The organism is Rhizobiales bacterium NRL2 (assembly GCA_001664005.1).
Taxonomy (GTDB): domain Bacteria; phylum Pseudomonadota; class Alphaproteobacteria; order Minwuiales; family Minwuiaceae; genus Minwuia.
On sequence record CP016093.1, the window covers coordinates 3037692 to 3054208 of the forward strand.

General features: G+C 68.7%; 15 protein-coding genes. 9 read left to right on the forward strand and 6 right to left on the reverse strand.

What is annotated here, in order from left to right; all coding sequences use genetic code 11:
* Nucleotides 1-34 precede the first annotated feature (34 nt).
* The 3 genes from TEF_14140 to TEF_14150 are packed head-to-tail and all read left to right on the forward strand — an operon-like array spanning nt 35 to nt 2817.
* On the forward strand, nt 35-1078 hold the full coding sequence (locus TEF_14140) for a hypothetical protein (GenBank protein ANK81809.1): 1044 nt from the start codon (nt 35-37) through the stop codon (nt 1076-1078).
* Between the two features lie 4 nt (nt 1079-1082).
* Nucleotides 1083-2180, forward strand: coding sequence for an S-methyl-5-thioribose-1-phosphate isomerase (locus TEF_14145; GenBank protein ANK81810.1), 1098 nt, complete (start codon nt 1083-1085; stop codon nt 2178-2180).
* Nucleotides 2173-2817 carry a fuculose phosphate aldolase gene (locus TEF_14150; GenBank protein ID ANK81811.1) on the forward strand — a complete coding sequence of 215 codons (645 nt, stop codon included), beginning with the start codon at nt 2173-2175 and terminating at the stop codon, nt 2815-2817. Before TEF_14145 ends, TEF_14150 begins: the two co-directional genes overlap by 8 nt.
* On the opposite strand, the gene TEF_14155 is transcribed toward TEF_14150, so the two are convergent.
* Together TEF_14155 and TEF_14160 are read right to left on the reverse strand one after the other, a co-directional pair.
* Nucleotides 2818-3255 (reverse strand): hypothetical protein, encoded by a 438-nt coding sequence (locus TEF_14155; protein ID ANK81812.1) that lies wholly within the window; start codon nt 3253-3255, stop codon nt 2818-2820. It lies immediately after the preceding gene.
* A 1-nt stretch (nt 3256) separates the two neighbouring features.
* Nucleotides 3257-3685, reverse strand: coding sequence for a thioesterase (locus TEF_14160; protein ANK81813.1), 429 nt, complete (start codon nt 3683-3685; stop codon nt 3257-3259).
* Between the two features lie 126 nt (nt 3686-3811).
* Between TEF_14160 and TEF_14165 the strand changes: the two genes are divergently transcribed.
* A complete protein-coding gene (locus tag TEF_14165) occupies nt 3812-4375 on the forward strand; it encodes a hypothetical protein (GenBank protein ID ANK81814.1) in 564 nt (187 codons plus the stop codon).
* Between the two features lie 117 nt (nt 4376-4492).
* Here TEF_14165 and TEF_14170 read toward each other — a convergent pair whose 3' ends face one another.
* The 3 genes from TEF_14170 to TEF_14180 all read right to left on the reverse strand — a co-directional run bounded on the left by TEF_14170 (nt 4493) and on the right by TEF_14180 (nt 10810).
* Nucleotides 4493-5467, reverse strand: coding sequence for a dimethylhistidine N-methyltransferase (locus tag TEF_14170; protein ANK81815.1), 975 nt, complete (start codon nt 5465-5467; stop codon nt 4493-4495).
* Complete coding sequence (locus TEF_14175; protein ID ANK83492.1) at nt 5464-6738, reverse strand: hypothetical protein; 1275 nt, start codon at nt 6736-6738, stop codon at nt 5464-5466. The genes TEF_14170 and TEF_14175 overlap by 4 nt, the downstream gene beginning before the upstream one ends.
* A 466-nt stretch (nt 6739-7204) precedes the next feature.
* Nucleotides 7205-10810, reverse strand: a complete 3606-nt coding sequence (locus TEF_14180; protein ANK81816.1) for a 5-oxoprolinase — start codon at nt 10808-10810, stop codon at nt 7205-7207.
* Between the two features lie 205 nt (nt 10811-11015).
* Here TEF_14180 and TEF_14185 point away from each other — a divergent pair, with 205 nt between their 5' ends.
* Nucleotides 11016-11708, forward strand: a complete 693-nt coding sequence (locus TEF_14185; GenBank protein ANK81817.1) for an oxidoreductase — start codon at nt 11016-11018, stop codon at nt 11706-11708.
* Here the strand turns inward: TEF_14185 and TEF_14190 are convergent.
* Nucleotides 11705-13210: a hypothetical protein gene (locus TEF_14190; protein ID ANK81818.1), complete on the reverse strand. Its 1506-nt coding sequence runs from the start codon at nt 13208-13210 to the stop codon at nt 11705-11707. The genes TEF_14185 and TEF_14190 overlap by 4 nt on opposite strands.
* A 149-nt stretch (nt 13211-13359) precedes the next feature.
* Here TEF_14190 and TEF_14195 point away from each other — a divergent pair, with 149 nt between their 5' ends.
* The 4 genes from TEF_14195 (at nt 13360) to TEF_14210 (ending at nt 16515) form a co-directional block, all read left to right on the forward strand.
* Complete coding sequence (locus TEF_14195) at nt 13360-13950, forward strand: hypothetical protein (protein ANK81819.1); 591 nt, start codon at nt 13360-13362, stop codon at nt 13948-13950.
* Nucleotides 13951-14068: 118 nt separating this feature from the next.
* Nucleotides 14069-14839, forward strand: coding sequence for an amino acid ABC transporter (locus TEF_14200; protein ANK81820.1), 771 nt, complete (start codon nt 14069-14071; stop codon nt 14837-14839).
* A gap of 123 nt (nt 14840-14962) precedes the next feature.
* Complete coding sequence (locus TEF_14205; protein ID ANK81821.1) at nt 14963-15676, forward strand: ABC transporter permease; 714 nt, start codon at nt 14963-14965, stop codon at nt 15674-15676.
* Nucleotides 15673-16515, forward strand: coding sequence for an amino acid ABC transporter permease (locus tag TEF_14210; GenBank protein ANK81822.1), 843 nt, complete (start codon nt 15673-15675; stop codon nt 16513-16515). The genes TEF_14205 and TEF_14210 overlap by 4 nt, the downstream gene beginning before the upstream one ends.
* The last annotated feature ends 2 nt before the right edge of the window (nt 16516-16517 follow it).

Genomic DNA, 16517 nt, shown 5'->3' on the forward strand with positions numbered 1-16517 from the left:
GACTCGCCGCCCGCATCCTGGGGAGGACAAGTACATGCGCGCAGCCATCTTCCGCGAACCCGGCCGGCCACTGGAGGTCGGCGCCATCGAGGATCCGACACCGCAGGCCGGCGAACTGATCCTGAAGGTGGAGGCCTGCGGCATCTGCGGCTCCGACCTGCACATCTCCGACAACCATGACGGCTCCGGCGGCATGCCGCCGCTGAAGCCGGATTCGGTGATGGGCCACGAATTCTGCGGCGAGATCGTCGCCATCGGCCCGGGCACCGAGACCGCACTGAAGGAAGGCGACCGCGTCGCCGCGCTGCCGACCATCGGCTGCGGGACCTGCGACAAGTGCCTGACCGGCGACGTCAAGCGCTGCCGCACCGCGCGCGGCATCGGCCTGGGCGACGTGCCGGGCGGTTACGCCGACTATGTCCGCGTGGGAGCCAGGGAGAGCCTTCGTCTGCCGGGTCATTTCGGCAAGGGCGATGGTGCACTGATCGAGCCGCTGGCCGTCGGCCTGCGCGCCGCCGTGCGCGCCCGCCTGCAGCCGGGCGACAGCGTGCTGATCATCGGCGCGGGCCCCGTCGGGCTCGCCACCGCGATCTGGTGCCGGCACTTCGGCGCGCGTCATGTCGTCGTCTCCGACCTCAACCACAACCGCGCGGAGATGGCCGCGAAGTACGGCGCGACCGACGCCATCGACGCCTCGAAGGAGGACGTGATCGAGCGCTACAAGCAGATCGCCGGCGGCCGGCCGGAGGTGGTCTTCGACTGCGTCGGCGTGAAGGGCTCCATGCAACTCGCCATCGACTACGCCGCCTTCGACGCGAAGGTGGTCATCGTCGGCGTCTGCATGCACCTGGACCACATCCTGCCGGTCAAGCCGGTGACCAAGGAACTGGACCTGATCTTCGCCTATTGCTATCTGCGCCAGGAATTCGGCCTGTGTATCGACATGCTGGACCAGGGCCGGATCGAGGCGGCGGGGCTGATCACCGACCGGGTCGGCTTCGACGGCTTCTCCGAGGCCTTCGAGGCGCTCAAGACGCCGAACAGGCAGGTCAAGGTGCTGCTCGAACCCGACAGGTGAGATCATGCTGGTGAATGGCGTTCCGTGGCGGCCGGTGCAGCTGGCCGGAAATGGCTGGGCGGTGACGATCATCGACCAGACGAAACTGCCGCACGCCTTCGAGACCGTGGACCTGACGACCGTCGAGGAAGCCGCGCACGCCATTCGCGCCATGCTGGTGCGCGGCGCACCGCTGATCGGGGCGACCGCCGCCTATGGCGTCGCGCTGGCCATGCGCGCCGACCCTTCGGACGACAGTCTTGCCACCGCCATCGAGACGCTGCGCAAGACGCGCCCCACGGCGGTGAACCTGTTCTGGGCGCTGGAGCGCATGCGGGCCGCGCTGCACAACCGCCCCGTCGAGGAGCGCGCCGGGGCCGCCTACGAGGCCGCCGCCGAGCTCGCCGACGAGGATGCGGCGATGAACGAGGCCATCGGCAATCACGGGCTGGAGATCATCCGCGACCTCGCGGCGAAGAAGCCCGGCGAGACGGTCAACATCCTGACCCACTGCAATGCCGGCTGGCTGGCCACCGTCGACTGGGGCACGGCGCTGAGCCCGATCTACAAGGCCCATGACGACGGCATCAACGTCCATGTCTGGGTCGACGAGACCCGGCCGCGCAACCAGGGCGCGTCGCTGACGGCCTGGGAGCTGGGCGCCCACGGCGTGCCGCTGACGGTCGTGGTCGACAATGCGGGCGGGCACCTGATGCAGCACGGCCAGGTCGACATGGTGATCACCGGCACCGACCGGACGACGCGCCGGGGCGATGTCTGCAACAAGATCGGCACCTATCTGAAGGCGCTGGCGGCGAAGGACAACGGGGTGCCGTTCTACGTCGCCCTGCCCGGCCCCACCATCGACTGGCAGGTCGCCGACGGCGTCGCCGAGATCCCGATCGAGGAGCGCGGCGCCGAGGAGGTCGGCCGCATCTCGGGGCGGACCGAGAGCGGCGAGATCGTCACCGTCGACGTGTTGCCGGAGAACGCGAAAGCGGGCAATCCGGCCTTCGACGTGACGCCTGCGCGGCTGGTGACCGGCCTGATCACGGAGCGCGGCGTCGCCCCGGCGACCGAGGAAGGCCTGCTTTCGCTCTATCCGGAAAAGAACGATGGCTGACGCCGCTGCGACGTTGCTGGCCGCCTGCCGGGCCATGGAGACCGCGCGGCTCTCGCCTGGCACATCGGGCAATCTCTCGGCCCGGGACGGCGACGGTTTCTGGATCACGCCCTCGGGCCTGGCCTACGACGCGCTGGACGAGAGCATGATGGTCTTCATGAATCTCGACGGCGGCTGGAAGGGCGATCTGAAGCCCTCCAGCGAATGGCGCTTCCACCTGGACATCTACCGGGCGCGGCCGGACGCCGGCGGCATCTGCCACACCCATTCGCTGAACGCGACGGCGCTTGCGACGCGGCGGGAGGGCATCCCCGCCTTCCACTACATGGTCGCCGCCGCGGGGGGGCGCGATATCCGCTGCGCCCCCTACCGCACCTTCGGTACGCAGGAACTGTCCGACGCGGCGCTGAAGGCCCTGGAGGACCGCCGCGCCTGCCTGCTCGCCAATCACGGCGTGATCGCCCTGGGCGAGACCGTCGAGAAGGCGCTGAAGCTCGCCCAGGAGGTCGAGAACCTGGCCGCCCAGTACATCCTGGCCCGCCAGCTCGGCGGCCCGGCGATCCTCTCCGACGGGGAGATGGACGTGGTGCTGGAGAAATTCAGGACCTACGGCCAGCAGCCGGCGCGGACTGGCTGATCAGACCGGCTCGATCAGGCGGCACGTGGCGAGACAGGTCGCGGCCAGTGTCCACTCGTCGCCCGTGACGGCGTAGACGTCCGCGCGGCTGGACGCGCTGGTCCGCGACCGGCCGGCGATCCGCCCCAGCGCCACGAGCCGTTCGCCCGCGGCGGGCGCGATATTGTGGACGTTGTAGCCCGTCGTCGACGCCCGCCAGCCGTCCGGACAGGCCGCAGTCGCGGCGCTGACCGCAGCATAATCGGCCAGCACGCCGACGACCGCGCCCTGCACGATCCGCCCGTCGAAGGTGATCTCGGGCCGGATCGGCATCTCGATGGCGGACCGCCCGTCGGCGAAGCCGATGCAGCGCAGCCCGAGCCAGACCGAGCTCGGCATGGCGTGGATGCCGGCGGCCAGCGCCGCACGGAACCCGGTGCTGTAGGGCGAAAGATCCATATCAGGCGGCCGCCGTTTCCGGACGCGGCCGCGTGGCGCGGAAGGTCGCGTTGCCGCGTGCGATCGCCTCTCCGTCGGCGCGGACGAAGCACTGTGCAAAAGCCAGGTTGCGGCCGGGCCGGACGAACTCCGTCTCGAAGCTGAGCCACTGGCCCTGCTGGCCGCTGGCGAGATAGTCGAGGTAAAGGTTCACCGTCACCAGCCGCGTGCCTTCGGGCAGATGCAGCCGCATGGAATGGCCCATGGCGTTGTCGGCCAGCGCGCTGATCAGGCCGCCATGGACAAAGCCCCGCGCGTTGCAGTGCGCAGCCGCGGCCCGAAGCCCGATGATCAGCGCCTCGGGTGTCTCCCGCACGTAGATCGGCTCCCACGGATCGGTCAGTCCGCTTCGTCTCGTGTTCGGCGCGAAGCCCGCTGGTACATCGGTCATTCTGTCCTCCCGTTCGAGCCGGAGGATGCAGGATTTTATTAGACAGGTCTACATAATTTTGTATTGATGCTAGCTTCCGCGCGGCAATGATGGAGCAAGGCAGTGGGCAAGAGAGCGCAGCATGAAATGGCCCTGCTGACGGAAGCGGCGAAACTGTTCCGGCGCCAGGGCTACGCCGCGACCGGTACGAACGAGATACTTGCCGCCGCCGGCGCGCCGCGCGGCTCGCTCTACTACTACTTCCCGGGCGGCAAGGAAGAGATCGGCGCCCGCGCCATCGAGGCCGCGGCGAAGCGGGTCACGCTGACGCTGAGGGCGCTCGCGGCGGAGGCTTCGGATCCGGCGGATTTCGTCGACCGCTATGTGGCGAAGCTGATCGGCTGGATGGCGAAGTCCGGCTGGCGCGACGGCTGCCCCATCACCACGGTACTGCTGGAGAACGCGCCGGGCTCGGCGGCGATCACCGCGGTCGGCCGGGAAGCGCATGAGCGCTGGCGCGGGGAAGTCGAGACCATGCTCCTGCGCCATGCCTGGCCCGAAGACCGTGCGCCGGCCACGGCCCGGACGATCCTGATGGCTTTCGGCGGCGCGCAGATTCACGCCCGCGTCGCCGCCTCCCCCGCTCCGCTGGAGGATTGCGCCGCCGAACTTCGCCGCCTGTTGGCGGGTTCCGAAACCTCCGAGTTCTGACCGGCGTCCTGGGGCTTGACCCCAGGACCCAGTCCTTCAGTTCGCTGGGCCCTTGGATCGAGCCTGCCCCGGACACGATCCGGGGTCCAAGGGCGTCAGATCTCCGGGACGCTACAGCTACGCCGCTTCCAGGACGTGCACGCTGAACAGGCCGTTGGCGTCGGTCAGGCTGCGCCGCGCGCGGAAGCCGGCGTCCTCCGCCATCGCCCGGAATTCATCGAGGCCGTACTTGTGGGAGTTCTCCGTGTGCAGGGTCTCGTCCTCGCGGAAGTCGAAGCGCCGGCCGGCGACGGTCACGGCCTGGTCGCATCCGCTGACCAGATGCATCTCGATCCGCCCCTCGTCATCGTTCCAGACGGCGCGGTGGCTGAAGGCGTTGAGCTCGAAATCGCCGTCCAGTTCCCGGTTGATGCGCCGAAGCAGGTTGAGGTTGAAGGCCGCCGTCACGCCCTCGGCGTCGTCATAGGCCGCCTCCAGGATCGCCGGGTCCTTCTTCAGGTCGACGCCGATCACCAGAAAGCCGCCCTGCCCGACGGTCCGGCGCGCGCCGCGGAGGAACTCGGCCGCTTCGTCCCGGCTCAGATTGCCGATCGTGGAACCGGGGAAGAAGCCGATGCGCGGGCCCTTCGGCACGACATCGTCCAGGCGCACCGGGTCGGTGAAGTCGGCGCAGACCGCGACCACCTCGATCGCCGGGTTCTCGGCCGCGAAGGCGCCGGCATTGTCGAGCAGATGGTCGCGTGAGATGTCGATCGGCACGTAGCATTGCGGCCGCCCGAGCGCCTGCACGAACAGGCGGATCTTGTCGGCGGAGCCGCTGCCGAACTCGATCACCGTCGCGCCTTCGGGCAGCAGGCGGCGCAATTCGTCGGCATGGTCGCGCAGGATGCCGCACTCGGTACGGGTGGGATAGTATTCCTGCAGCTCGCAGATGCGCTCGAACAGGCGCGAACCCTCCTCGTCGTAGAAGAACTTGGCGGGCGTCGCCTTCCGCGGTTTCGCCAGCCCCTCCAGGATGGCGGTGCGAAAGTCCTCCAGTTCCGGCTCCAGGTCGAGAAAGCCCCGAAGGTGCGTGTCGGCGGCGATGTTCATGACAGGTCCTCCGCGAGGCGCAGGCCGGAGAACTGCCAGCGCTGATGGGGATAGAAGAAGTTGCGGTAGCTGGCGCGGACATGGCCCGGCGGCGTGACGCAGGAGCCGCCGCGCAGCACGAACTGGTTGGCCATGAACTTGCCGTTGTATTCGCCCACCGCGCCGGCCGGCGGACGGAAGCCGGGATAGGCGCCGTAGGGGCTGGCGGTCCATTCCCAGACTGCGCCGAACATCTGCCTGAGCCCCTCGCCCGCCGCGGCGGGACGCGGCAGCAGGGCCTCGGGTTCGGGCCCGGGCGGGACGAGACCTTCCGCCGCGAACTCCCATTCGGCCTCGGTGGGCAGGCGTTTGCCGGCCCAGCGGGCGAAGGCGTCGGCCTCGTAAAAGCTGACATGGGCCACGGGCGCGGCAGGCTCGACGGGGCGCAGCCCGTAGAGGCCCATGACCTCGATGCCGCCCTCGGCGTCCCGCTCCCAGTAGAGCGGCGCGCTCCAGCCCTGGGCCTGAACCGTGGCCCAGCCGTCGGCCAGCCACAGTTCCGGCCGCCGGTAACCGCCGTCGGCGATGAAATCGAGCCACTCGCCGCAGGTCACCGGCCGGTCGGCCAGACGGAACGGCCGCAGCAACACCTCGTGGCGCGGCCCCTCATTGTCGAAGGCGAAGCCGGGGCCTGCATGGCCGATCTCCCGGATACCGCCCTCGAAGTCGATCCAGCCGAACGGCGGCGCGGCGGCCTCGGCGAGGGGCGGCGCGCCGTCGGTCGCGTAGGCCGGCCTGAGGGGATTGCGCGACAGCAGATTCAGCGCGTCGGTCAGCAGCAACTCCTGATGCTGCTGTTCGTGGTTGAGGCCGAGTTCCGTCAGCCCCGCGACCGCGCCCGACGGATCGTTCGCAACTTCCAGCAGCGCCGCCATGGCTTCGTCCACATGGGCGCGGTAGGCCATGACCTCGTCCAGCGGCGGCCGGGTCAGCATGCCCCGCTGCGGCCGGGGCTGGCGGGGGCCTTCGGCCTCGTAATAGGAATTGAAGATGTAGTGGTAGCGCTCGTCGAAGGCGCGGTAGTCCGCCGCGTGCGGGCGCAGCACGAAGGTCTCGAAGAACCAGCTCACATGGCCCAGATGCCACTTGGTCGGGCTGGCGTCTTCCATCGCCTGCACCACCTGGTCCTCGGGCGAGAGCGGCGCGGCCAGCGCCTCGCTCCGCTGCCGCACGGCCCGGTAGCGCTCAGGGGTCAAGGCCGCCGTTTCCGGGTCAGGACCCCCGTGCGGCAAGGCCGTGGCATCGTCTGGCATGTTGTCCCTCGTGGTTCTTCTTGTGCCTGCGGACGCGCCCGGGCGCGTCATCGCCACGCCCGAAATCAGACATAGGAATGCGTCACCGGGATGAAAGGGACGAATTGCCGCCGCACCCTGCGGAATAAACCTCCGCGCATGAATTGCGTCATCGCCCGGCCCGGCCGGGCAAGCCATGCGGACAGGTCACCGCGATCCGGCGCCTGCCTCACGGCAATGTCAGCAGCGCCGCGTCACCGGATCGGCTCAGGCATGGGTCCCGCGCCGGCGCTGTGCGCCGCGCAGGACTCGGCACCTGTTTCCAGTGGAGTCCTGGGGCCGGCGAAGCCCCCCCGGCGTCCCGGGACTCGATCCCGGGACCCTGTTTGTTGGCGACGCGGCGCTGGACCCCGCACGATTCAGCAGGCCCGCTGGCCGGCCCAGCCAACCCCAGCGGGCCATGCGGCTACGCTGGCTTGCCAAACCCGCCGCCACTTGGCGTCGAAATGACGATGGCGTCGCCGGGTTCGAGCTTGGCGATGGCGCGGCCTTCCAGTTCCTCCGTTGAGCCGTCCCGGCGCTCGACCCAGTTGCGGCCGACCTCGCCGTTCGCCCCGCCTTCCAGGCCGAAGGGCGGCACGACGCGGTGGGAGCCGAGCAGCGAGGCGGTCATCGCCTCCCGGAAGCGCATCCGGCGGAAGGTGCCGTCGCCGCCCCTGTGCCGGCCCTTGCCGCCGGAGCCGCGGCGGATGTGGAAATCCTCCAGGATCACGGGGAAGCGGAACTCCAGCACCTCCGGGTCCGTGAGCCGGGTGTTGGTCATGTGGGTGTGGACCGCGTCGGTGCCGTCGAAGTCCGCGCCGGCGCCGGAGCCGCCGCAGATGGTCTCGTAGTACTGGTAGCGGTCATTGCCGAAGGTGAAGTTGTTCATCGTCCCCTGCGCCGCCGCCATGACGCCCAGCGCGCCAAACAGCGCGTCGGTGATGCACTGGCTGGTCTCGACATTGCCGGCGACCACGGCGGCCGGGTATTCGGGCCGGAGCATGGACTTCTGCGGGATCTTCACGTGCAGCGGCTTCAGGCAGCCGCCGTTCAGCGGGATATCCGAGTCCACCAGGCAGCGGAAGACGTAGAGCACCGCGGCCATGGCGACCGACGTGGGCGCGTTGTAGTTGGTCGGATGCATCTCCGAGGTGCCGGCGAAGTCGATCTCCGCCGAGCGGTCCTCGCGGTCGATGGTCACCTTCACCCGGATGACGTAGCCGTCGTCCATCGGGTATTCGAACTCGCCGTCCTTCAGGACGTCGATGACGCGGCGGACCGACTCCTCGGCGTTGTCCTGGACGTGGCCCATATAGGCGCGGACGACGTCGAGGCCGAAATCGTCGACCATGCGTTTCAGCTCCCGCGCGCCCTTCTCGCAGGCGGCGATCTGCGCCGAGAGGTCGGCCAGGTTCTGCTTCGGGTTGCGCGCCGGATACCTGCCCGAGGTCAGGATCTCGACGACTTCGCCTTCGCGGAAGCGGCCGCCGTCGACCAGCAGGACATTGTCCAGCAGCACGCCCTCCTCCTCGACCGTCTTCGAATCCGGCGGCATGGAGCCCGGCGTCTTGCCGCCGATGTCGGCATGGTGGCCGCGGCTGGCGGTATAGAACAGCACCTCGGTCTCCGCCTCGTCATAGACCGGCGCGATCACGGTGACGTCGGGCAGGTGCGTGCCGCCATTGTAGGGCGCGTTCAGCATGTAGACGTCGCCGGGCTTCATGGTGGCCGCGTTTTCCCGGATCACCGTCTTGATGCTCTGCGACATGGAGCCGAGGTGGACCGGCATGTGGGGCGCGTTGGCGATCAGCTCGCCCTCCGCGTCGAACAGGGCGCAGGAGAAGTCCAGCCGCTCCTTGATGTTGACCGAATAGGCCGTGCGCTCGAGGACGACGCCCATCTGCTCGGCGATGTTCATGAACAGGTTGTTGAAGATCTCCAGCATCACCGGGTCGGCCTCGGTGCCGATGGCGCGCGCGCCGGAGCGGGCCTCGACGCGGCGCAGCACCAGATGGCGCTTGCCCGTCATCTCGGCGCGCCAGCCGGGCTCGACGATGGTGGTCGCCGTGGCCTCGGTGACGATCGCCGGGCCGTCGATGGCCTCGCCCGGCTGCATCGCCTCCCGGTCGAAGACGCCGGTGTGGCGCCAGTCGCCGTCCATCCAGGCCTGCACTTCGGCCAGCGCCTCGGGCGCGCCCTCGCCCGTCTCCGATTCAGCGTCCTCGATCACCTCGCCCGGCGCCACGGCCTCGACGGTGGCGGCCTCGACGATGATGGTCTTCTCCGGGCTCTCGAAGCCGAACTGCTGGCGGTGGGCCTCGGCGAAGCGCCGCTCGACCTCCTCCAGCCCACCGAAGGCAATGGCCAGCGCGGTATCCGACCCTTCGTAGCGGATCAGCGCCCCCAGATGGATCTCGATCTTCGCCTCGGGCACGTCCTGGTCCAGCAGTTCCCGACGCGCCTGCCCGGCCAGCTCGTCGTGGACCGCCTTGATCGCGTCCATGTTCTCCGCTGCCAGCGGCTTCTCGACGGTCTTCTCCCTGAGCGCGCGGGTGTCGGCGAGGCCCATGCCATAGGCGGAGAGCACGCCCGCATGGGGGTGCAGCAGCACGGTCTCGATGCCCAGCTTGTCGGCCACCAGGCAGGCATGCTGCCCGCCCGCGCCGCCGAAGCAGTTGAGCACGTATTTCGAGACGTCATAGCCGCGCTGGATCGAGATCTTCTTGATGGCGTTGGCCATGTTCTCGACCGCGATATCGAGGAACCCGGCCGCGACCTGTTCGGGCGTGCGGCGGTCACCGGTCTCCTCGGCGATGCGGTCGGCCAGTTCCGCGAACTTCTCCCGCACGACCTCGGCGTCCAGCGGCGCGTCGCCGTTCGGGCCGAAGACGGCGGGGAACTGCTCCGGCTGCAGCTTGCCCAGCATGACGTTGCAGTCGGTGACCGCCAGCGGGCCGCCATTGCGGTAGCAGGCGGGACCGGGATGGGCGCCGGCCGAATCGGGGCCGACCTGGTAGCGTCCGGCCTCGAAATGCAGAACCGAGCCGCCGCCCGCGGCGACGGTGTGGATCAGCATCATCGGCGCGCGCATGCGCACGCCCGCGACCTCCGTCTCGAAGGCGCGCTCGAACTCGCCGTTGTAGTGGCTGACGTCGGTGGACGTGCCGCCCATGTCGAAGCCGATGACCCGGTCGAAGCCCGCCATGGCGGCGGTGCGGACCATGCCGACCACGCCGCCAGCGGGCCCCGACAGGATCGCGTCCTTGCCCTGGAACAGCCGCGCGTCGGTCAGCCCGCCATTCGACTGCATGAACATCAGCCGGGCGTCGCCCAGTTCGCCCGCCACCTGGTCGACATAGCGGCGCAGGATCGGCGAGAGATAGGCGTCGACCACCGTGGTGTCGCCGCGGCTGACGATCTTCATCAGCGGGCTGGTGCCGTGGCTGGTGGAGACCTGGGTGAAGCCGGTCTCGCAGGCGATCTCCGCCACCCGTTCCTCGTGGGCGGTGAAGCGGAAGCCATGCATGAAGACGATGGCGACGGCGCGGATACCGTCGTCGAAGGCGGCCTGCAGCGCCTGGCGCGCCGCGGCCTCGTCCAGCGGCTCCAGCTCTTCGCCGTTGGTGTCGACGCGTCCCGGCACCTCGGCCACGCGTTCATAGAGCATTTCCGGCAGTTCGATCTTCAGCGCGAACAGCTTCGGTCGGTTCTGATATCCGATACGAAGAACATCGGAGAAGCCCTTGTTCGTAATGAACAGACAGCGGTCGCCCTTGCGCTCCAGCAGCGCATTGGTGGCGACCGTGGTGCCCATCTTGACCGCCTCGATCCCGGCGTCGGGTATCGGATCGCCGGCCTCCAGGCCCAGCAGGTCGCGGATGCCCTGCAGCGCGGCGTCCTTGTAGCGGTCCGGGTTCTCGGAGAGCACCTTGTGGGTGACCACCGAACCGTCGGGCCTGCGGCCGACGATGTCGGTGAAGGTGCCGCCCCGGTCGATCCAGAACTGCCAGCGGTTCGCCATGTCGTTCATCGATGCCCTCCCGAACGCCTTGCGTTCAACCTACGCCGGCGGCGCGGGCGATCAAGTGGCGGGCTGCGCGTGACAACGGGACGGGCCGCGATACATCGGTCCCGTTCCGGGGCTCGACCCCGGAACCCAGTGCAGCGGCGATGCCGGACTGGACCCCGGGATCAAGTCCCGGGGCGGGCCGGCGTCAAACCGGAGGGATGGAATCATGGACGTGAAACGGGCGCTGATCGTCGGCGCGGGCAAGGGCATCTCGGCCAGCTTCGCCAAGGGGCTGGCCGCGCGCGGCGCCAAGGTCATGCTGGCGGCACGGAACACGGACAAGCTGGCGGATCTCGCCGCGGAGACCGGTGCGCTGACGGAAAGCTGCGACGCCGGCGATCCGGCCTCGGTCGCGGCGCTGTTCCAGGCGGCGGACCGGGAGATGGGCGGCGTCGATCTCGTCCTCTACAACGCCTCCAGCCGGGCCCGCGGCGGCATCGCCGAACTCGATCCGGCGGATGTGGAAATGGCCATCCGCATCTCCGGTTTCGGCGGTTTCCTGGTGGCGCAGCAGGCGGGAAAACGCATGCTGGATCAGGGACATGGCGCGATCTTCTTCACCGGAACCTCAGCCAGTGTAAAGGGCTATCCCAACTCGTCGAGCTTCGCCATGGGCAAGTTCGCCCTGCGCGGTCTCTGCCAGTCGCTGGCGCGGGAACTGTCGCCGAAGAACATCCACATCGCTCACTTCGTTATCGACGGCGGCGTGCGCTCCGACACGCGGAAGGAGCCGGAGGGCAAACCCGACTCCTTCCTCGATCCCGACGCGATCGCGCAAACCTATCTGGCCGTGCTTGACCAGCCGCGCAATGCCTGGTCCTGGGAGGTGGAACTCAGGCCGTTCGTCGAGAATTTCTAGGCTGCGCTGCAGTCCATCTGTGCGCTCTGGCGGGCCGATGCTGGCCGGTGCTCCCGGAAGCCGACGGTTACCGCCGCCTCCGCTCCGTCCGCCCGCGCGGTGTCATAGGCCAGGCTCGCCCGGCGCAGGCGGCGGTCGACAGCCTCCGCAATCGCCGCCAGACGCGGCTCCACGTCGGCACGGCGCTCCAGCAGCAGCCGGAAGGTTCCCTTGCGCGGGCCGCCCAGCAGGGTGAAACGCGGCGGATCGCCGAAGGCGGCGTCCAGCGCTTCGCCGGCCGCGGCGTTGGCCTGGGAGACCTGCAGCCGCGCCTGTTCCGCCAGCCCGGTCTGGAGATCGTGGCGGCGCACCCGCAGCGTCGGGCAGCGGCCGAGATGGCCGTCGACCCGCACCGTGGCCTTGAGGCGATAGCGGTAGAGCCCCGACATGGTCGTCACGAAGACCTGGTAGTCCTGTCCGGGGCGGATCCCGTAGAGACCCAGGAACGCCGCCGGCGCCGGGTGCTCGGCATCGACCTCCGCGAACTCGAAATAGGCTTCCGTGAGCAGGGGCAGGAAGGTCTCGCCCAGGCCCATGGCGACGGTGGCCCGGACCTCGCTCAGCTCGCAGCCGGTATCGACGATGCGCACCCGAATGGGCAGCCAGGCCGGGCGGCCGGAATCGTCGGCGGTGAGGTCCGCGGCGACGACCGTCAGCGACGGCCAGACCGACGCCACGCTCAGAACGCCTTCCTGTGCCGTCACCAGCGAGAGTTCTTCGATACGCCCGTCGTCCGGCGCGATCGCATCGCGCGCAGCGGCGGCGAGACCCGATGGCAGACGGTCGGCGATGCTCAACTCGCCGCCCTCCAGATCCGCCAGCAGCCGCTCGCCATGGCGCCCGAGCACATCCTGCAGCAGATCCAGGCTCTCCAGACGGCCGGCGTCGATGCCGGTGACGTCGCGATGGCCGAGCCAGAGCAGCGCGACGACATAAGCGCGCGCTTCCAGGTCGAGGATCTGGCGCAGGCCCGGAACGGGGTCCGCCCCCGCCGTCCCTGCGAGCGCGCCGAGATCCAGCACGCGGCCGGCGGCGAACCCGCTTTCCCGCGCCAGCGCCCGGTGCGCCACCTCGCGGGCCCGCGCCCTGTACGCCAGATCGCCGGCGACGAGCGGAACACGGTCGCAGCGCCGGACGGCGCCGGACGCCGGCAGGTGGGTGACGGGGCGGTCCGCCGAAAGCACGGGCTGACCGGAGGCGCGCTGCATCTCGATCATCGGACGCAGGGCGTGGAACTCGTGCACCGGCACGGCGCGGCGGTAGGCCTCGACGTCGCCGATGGCCGCAAAGCCGTGGCGGCGACCCATGACGGTCTCCGCGTTGCGCGCAAGGATCCGGCGCAGAACGTCGGCCTGTGCGGTCTCGGGCTGCCGGGCGGCCTTGCGCAGCCCGGCTTCGAAGGTGTCGGCCGAACCGGTGCTACCGGCCTGGCCCATGGTGTCGTTCGGCTGAAGGTTCATCATATCCCCCCGGATATTTAACAGCGTTCAAAACGCAAGATAGGCATTTTTGAACGACGTTCAATAACTTTTTTGAACACTGTATATTTTTCCCGTGAAATTTTCCGCCGCGCGTGGCACACAACGCCCCGGAACCGAAACGGAGGCACGCCATGGCGCGCAGGTCCGACCATACCCACGACGAAATCCGGGCGATGGCGGTCGACGCCGCCCGCGCGAAGATCGGGAACGCCGGACTGGACAAGGTCACGCTGCGGGGCATCGCCCGGGACATCGGCTATTCGCCGGGCACGCTCTACAACGTGTTCGACAGCGCCGACGAGCTGATGATGCGGGTCAACGCCGGCACCATCGACGACCTGGTGGCCGCCCTCTCCGCGGCCGAACGGAACGGCGCCGAGCCCGACCTTCGCGCCTTGCTGGCCATCTACCGGGACTTCGTTGAACAGAACCGGCATCGCTGGCAGGCGGTCTTCGACTACTCCCTTTCCGACCCGGGGGCGGCGCCCGACTGGTACGTCGCCAAGCTGAACGACGGCCTGGCGGTGGTGGAACGCGCGGTCGCGCGGTTGCCCGGCGACTTCCCCTACCCGCCCGCGGTGGTCGCCCGCGTGATCTGGGCGGGACTGCACGGCATCTTCTCGCTGGGCGCCGAAGGCAACCTGAAGTTGGTCACCGACCGCGATGCCGCGGACCTTGCCGAAGCGCTCATCGCCCTGATCGACCGGGCAATCCGGCACTGACGCCACGTCATCGCGGATTTCGGTTGTCAACGGGCCGGAAAGTTCATGGGATAGCCGCCAATGGCGCGCGTCGCCAAGGCTCGCGCCGGCCACCTCGAACCGGAAGGAATTGCGAGACATGAGAAGGTTCCTGACCCTCACCGCCGCCGCCGTCGCCATGACGGTCGCCGCCGGCGCGTCCCAGGCCGAACCCCTGCGCATCGGCACGGAGGGCGCCTACCCCCCGTTCAACAACCTCACTGCCGACGGCAAGCTTGTCGGCTTCGACATCGACATCGCCAATGCGCTCTGTGACGAGATGAAGGTGGAATGCGTCTTCGTCACCCAGGACTGGGACGGCATCATCCCGGCCCTGCAGGCCGGCAAGTTCGACGCCATCATCGCGTCCATGTCGATCACCGACGAGCGCAAGAAGAAGGTCGACTTCTCGGAGAAGTACTACAACACCCCGCCCGCCATCGCGGTGCCGAAGGATTCCGACATTACCGGCGTCGACGCCCGGGCCCTGGCCGGCAAGACCGTGGGCGCGCAGTCCTCGACGACGCATTCCAACTACGCCGAGACGACCTACACCGATTCCGACCTGCGCATGTACCCGACCGCCGACGAGTACAAGCTGGACCTTGCCAATGGCCGGCTCGACGCCGTGACCGACGACGTCACGGTGCTCGAGGAATGGGTCAACAGCGAGGACGGCGCCTGCTGCAGGATCGTGGGCACCATCAAGCCGGTGCCGGAGATCCACGGCGAGGGCGCTGGCATCGCCGTGCGCAAGGGCGAGACCGAACTGGCCGAGCGCTTCAACGCCGCCATCAAGGCGATCCGCGCCAATGGCAGGTACAAGGAAATCAACGACAAGTACTTCACCTTCGACGCCTATGGCGGGTAAGCCCGAACAGAGGGGTGGGGGATGGCCTGGCGGGCCATCCCGCCCTGCTCATCCAGGCGCATGATGACTGGCCGACAGCTCAACCGGGCCCCGGGTTCCAATCCCGGGGCGGATCGGTGCTGATTGCCTGAGAAGCTCGAGCTTCTCGCCTTCGGCGCCGACGGCTGGGGCGACGAGATCCTTTCCGGCGTCGGCGTTACCGTCTCGCTCGCGCTCGCGACGCTGCCCCTGGGCCTCGCGCTCGGATTCCTGGTCGCGCTGGCGCGTCAGTCGAGCGAGGCGACGCTCCGCCTGGCCGGCGGAATCTACACCACCGTCTTCCGCGGCCTGCCGGAGTTGCTGACGCTGTTCCTCGTCTATTACGGCGCCCAGATCGGTATCCAGGAACTGGCCCGCCTGTTCGGCGCCGAAACGGCCATCGAGATCAACAGCTTCGTCGCCGGCATGGCAGCGCTGGGCATGGTATTCTCCGCTTTCGCCTCGGAAGTCTTCCTGTCGGCCTTCCGCGCCATCCCGCGCGGCCAGTACGAAGGCGCCTATGCCTTGGGCCTGGGGCGCGTCACCACGATGCGGCTGGTGATCCTGCCGCAACTGATCCGCATCGCGCTGCCCGGCCTCACGAACCTGTGGATGATTCTGTTGAAGGAAACCGCTCTGGTCTCGGTCATCGGGCTTTCCGACATCATCCGACAGACGGGAATAGCCGCCCGCGTGACCAAGGACGCCTTCCTGTTCTTCGGCACGGCATGCCTGCTCTATCTCGTTCTCGCGCTGCTCTCTTCTGTCGCCATCGGCGGGATCCACCGCTGGGCAACGCGGTCGGAGCAGCGGACATGAGGGGCGCCTGGACGAATGACACCATCGCGCCCCGCCCTGCGCCGCCGCCCCGGCGACGCCACGCGCGCGGCGAACGCGCCCTGGGCTACGCTGTCATCACGCTGCTCGGCCTGTTGGGCCTTGGAATCATTGCGTTTCTGGCCGACAGCTGGGACACGGCGTTCTTCGCCAGATACGCGCCGAAGTACCTCTCCGGTCTCTGGGTGACGGTCCAGCTCGTCGGCCTGTCGGTGGTTCTGGGCGCGATGCTGTCGCTGCCGGTCGCGCTCGGGCGCATGTCGCCGAACCGCGCCGCCGGCTGGGCGGCCTTCGCCTATGTCTACTTCTTCCGCGGCACGCCGCTGCTGGCGCAGATATTCCTCGTCTACTACGGCGCGGGCGTCTTCGTGGACGAGCTGCGGCAGGCCGGTCTGTGGACATTTTTCCGCGAGCCCTGGAATTGTGCGGTCTTCACCTTCACGCTGAACACGGCCGCCTATCAGGCGGAGATCCTCCGCGGCGCCATCGAGAGCGTGCCGAAGGGGCAGTGGGAAGCGGCCCAGTCCATGGGCCTGCGGCGCTGGGCGACCTTCCGCAAGATCATCCTGCCCCAGGCGCTGATCGTGGCCCTCCGGCCCTATGGCAACGAGATCATCCTGATGATCAAGGGCTCCGCCATCGTCGCGATCATCACCGTACTGGACCTGATGGGCGAGACCCGGCGCGCCTTCTCGCGCACCTACGACTTCCAGACCTATATCTGGGCGGCCCTGTTCTACCTCGCGATCGTCGAGTCCCTGCGGCTTGTCTGGGACCGGCTGGAACGGCGGCTGACGCGGCATATCCGCCGCGACGACTGAAC

Excerpts from the sequence above, each read along its gene's own strand:
- TEF_14210 (ANK81822.1), top strand. The coding sequence starts at position 15,673 with ATGAGGGGCGCCTGGACGAATGACACCATCGCGCCCCGCCCTGCGCCG.
- TEF_14185 (ANK81817.1), top strand. The coding sequence starts at position 11,016 with ATGGACGTGAAACGGGCGCTGATCGTCGGCGCGGGCAAGGGCATCTCG.
- TEF_14165 (ANK81814.1), top strand. The coding sequence starts at position 3,812 with ATGGCCCTGCTGACGGAAGCGGCGAAACTGTTCCGGCGCCAGGGCTAC.
- TEF_14140 (ANK81809.1), top strand. The coding sequence starts at position 35 with ATGCGCGCAGCCATCTTCCGCGAACCCGGCCGGCCACTGGAGGTCGGC.
- TEF_14200 (ANK81820.1), top strand. The coding sequence starts at position 14,069 with ATGAGAAGGTTCCTGACCCTCACCGCCGCCGCCGTCGCCATGACGGTC.
- TEF_14195 (ANK81819.1), top strand. The coding sequence starts at position 13,360 with ATGGCGCGCAGGTCCGACCATACCCACGACGAAATCCGGGCGATGGCG.
- TEF_14145 (ANK81810.1), top strand. The coding sequence starts at position 1,083 with ATGCTGGTGAATGGCGTTCCGTGGCGGCCGGTGCAGCTGGCCGGAAAT.
- TEF_14155 (ANK81812.1), bottom strand. The coding sequence starts at position 3,255 with ATGGATCTTTCGCCCTACAGCACCGGGTTCCGTGCGGCGCTGGCCGCC.
- TEF_14190 (ANK81818.1), bottom strand. The coding sequence starts at position 13,210 with ATGATGAACCTTCAGCCGAACGACACCATGGGCCAGGCCGGTAGCACC.
- TEF_14150 (ANK81811.1), top strand. The coding sequence starts at position 2,173 with ATGGCTGACGCCGCTGCGACGTTGCTGGCCGCCTGCCGGGCCATGGAG.
- TEF_14170 (ANK81815.1), bottom strand. The coding sequence starts at position 5,467 with ATGAACATCGCCGCCGACACGCACCTTCGGGGCTTTCTCGACCTGGAG.
- TEF_14160 (ANK81813.1), bottom strand. The coding sequence starts at position 3,685 with ATGACCGATGTACCAGCGGGCTTCGCGCCGAACACGAGACGAAGCGGA.
- TEF_14180 (ANK81816.1), bottom strand. The coding sequence starts at position 10,810 with ATGAACGACATGGCGAACCGCTGGCAGTTCTGGATCGACCGGGGCGGC.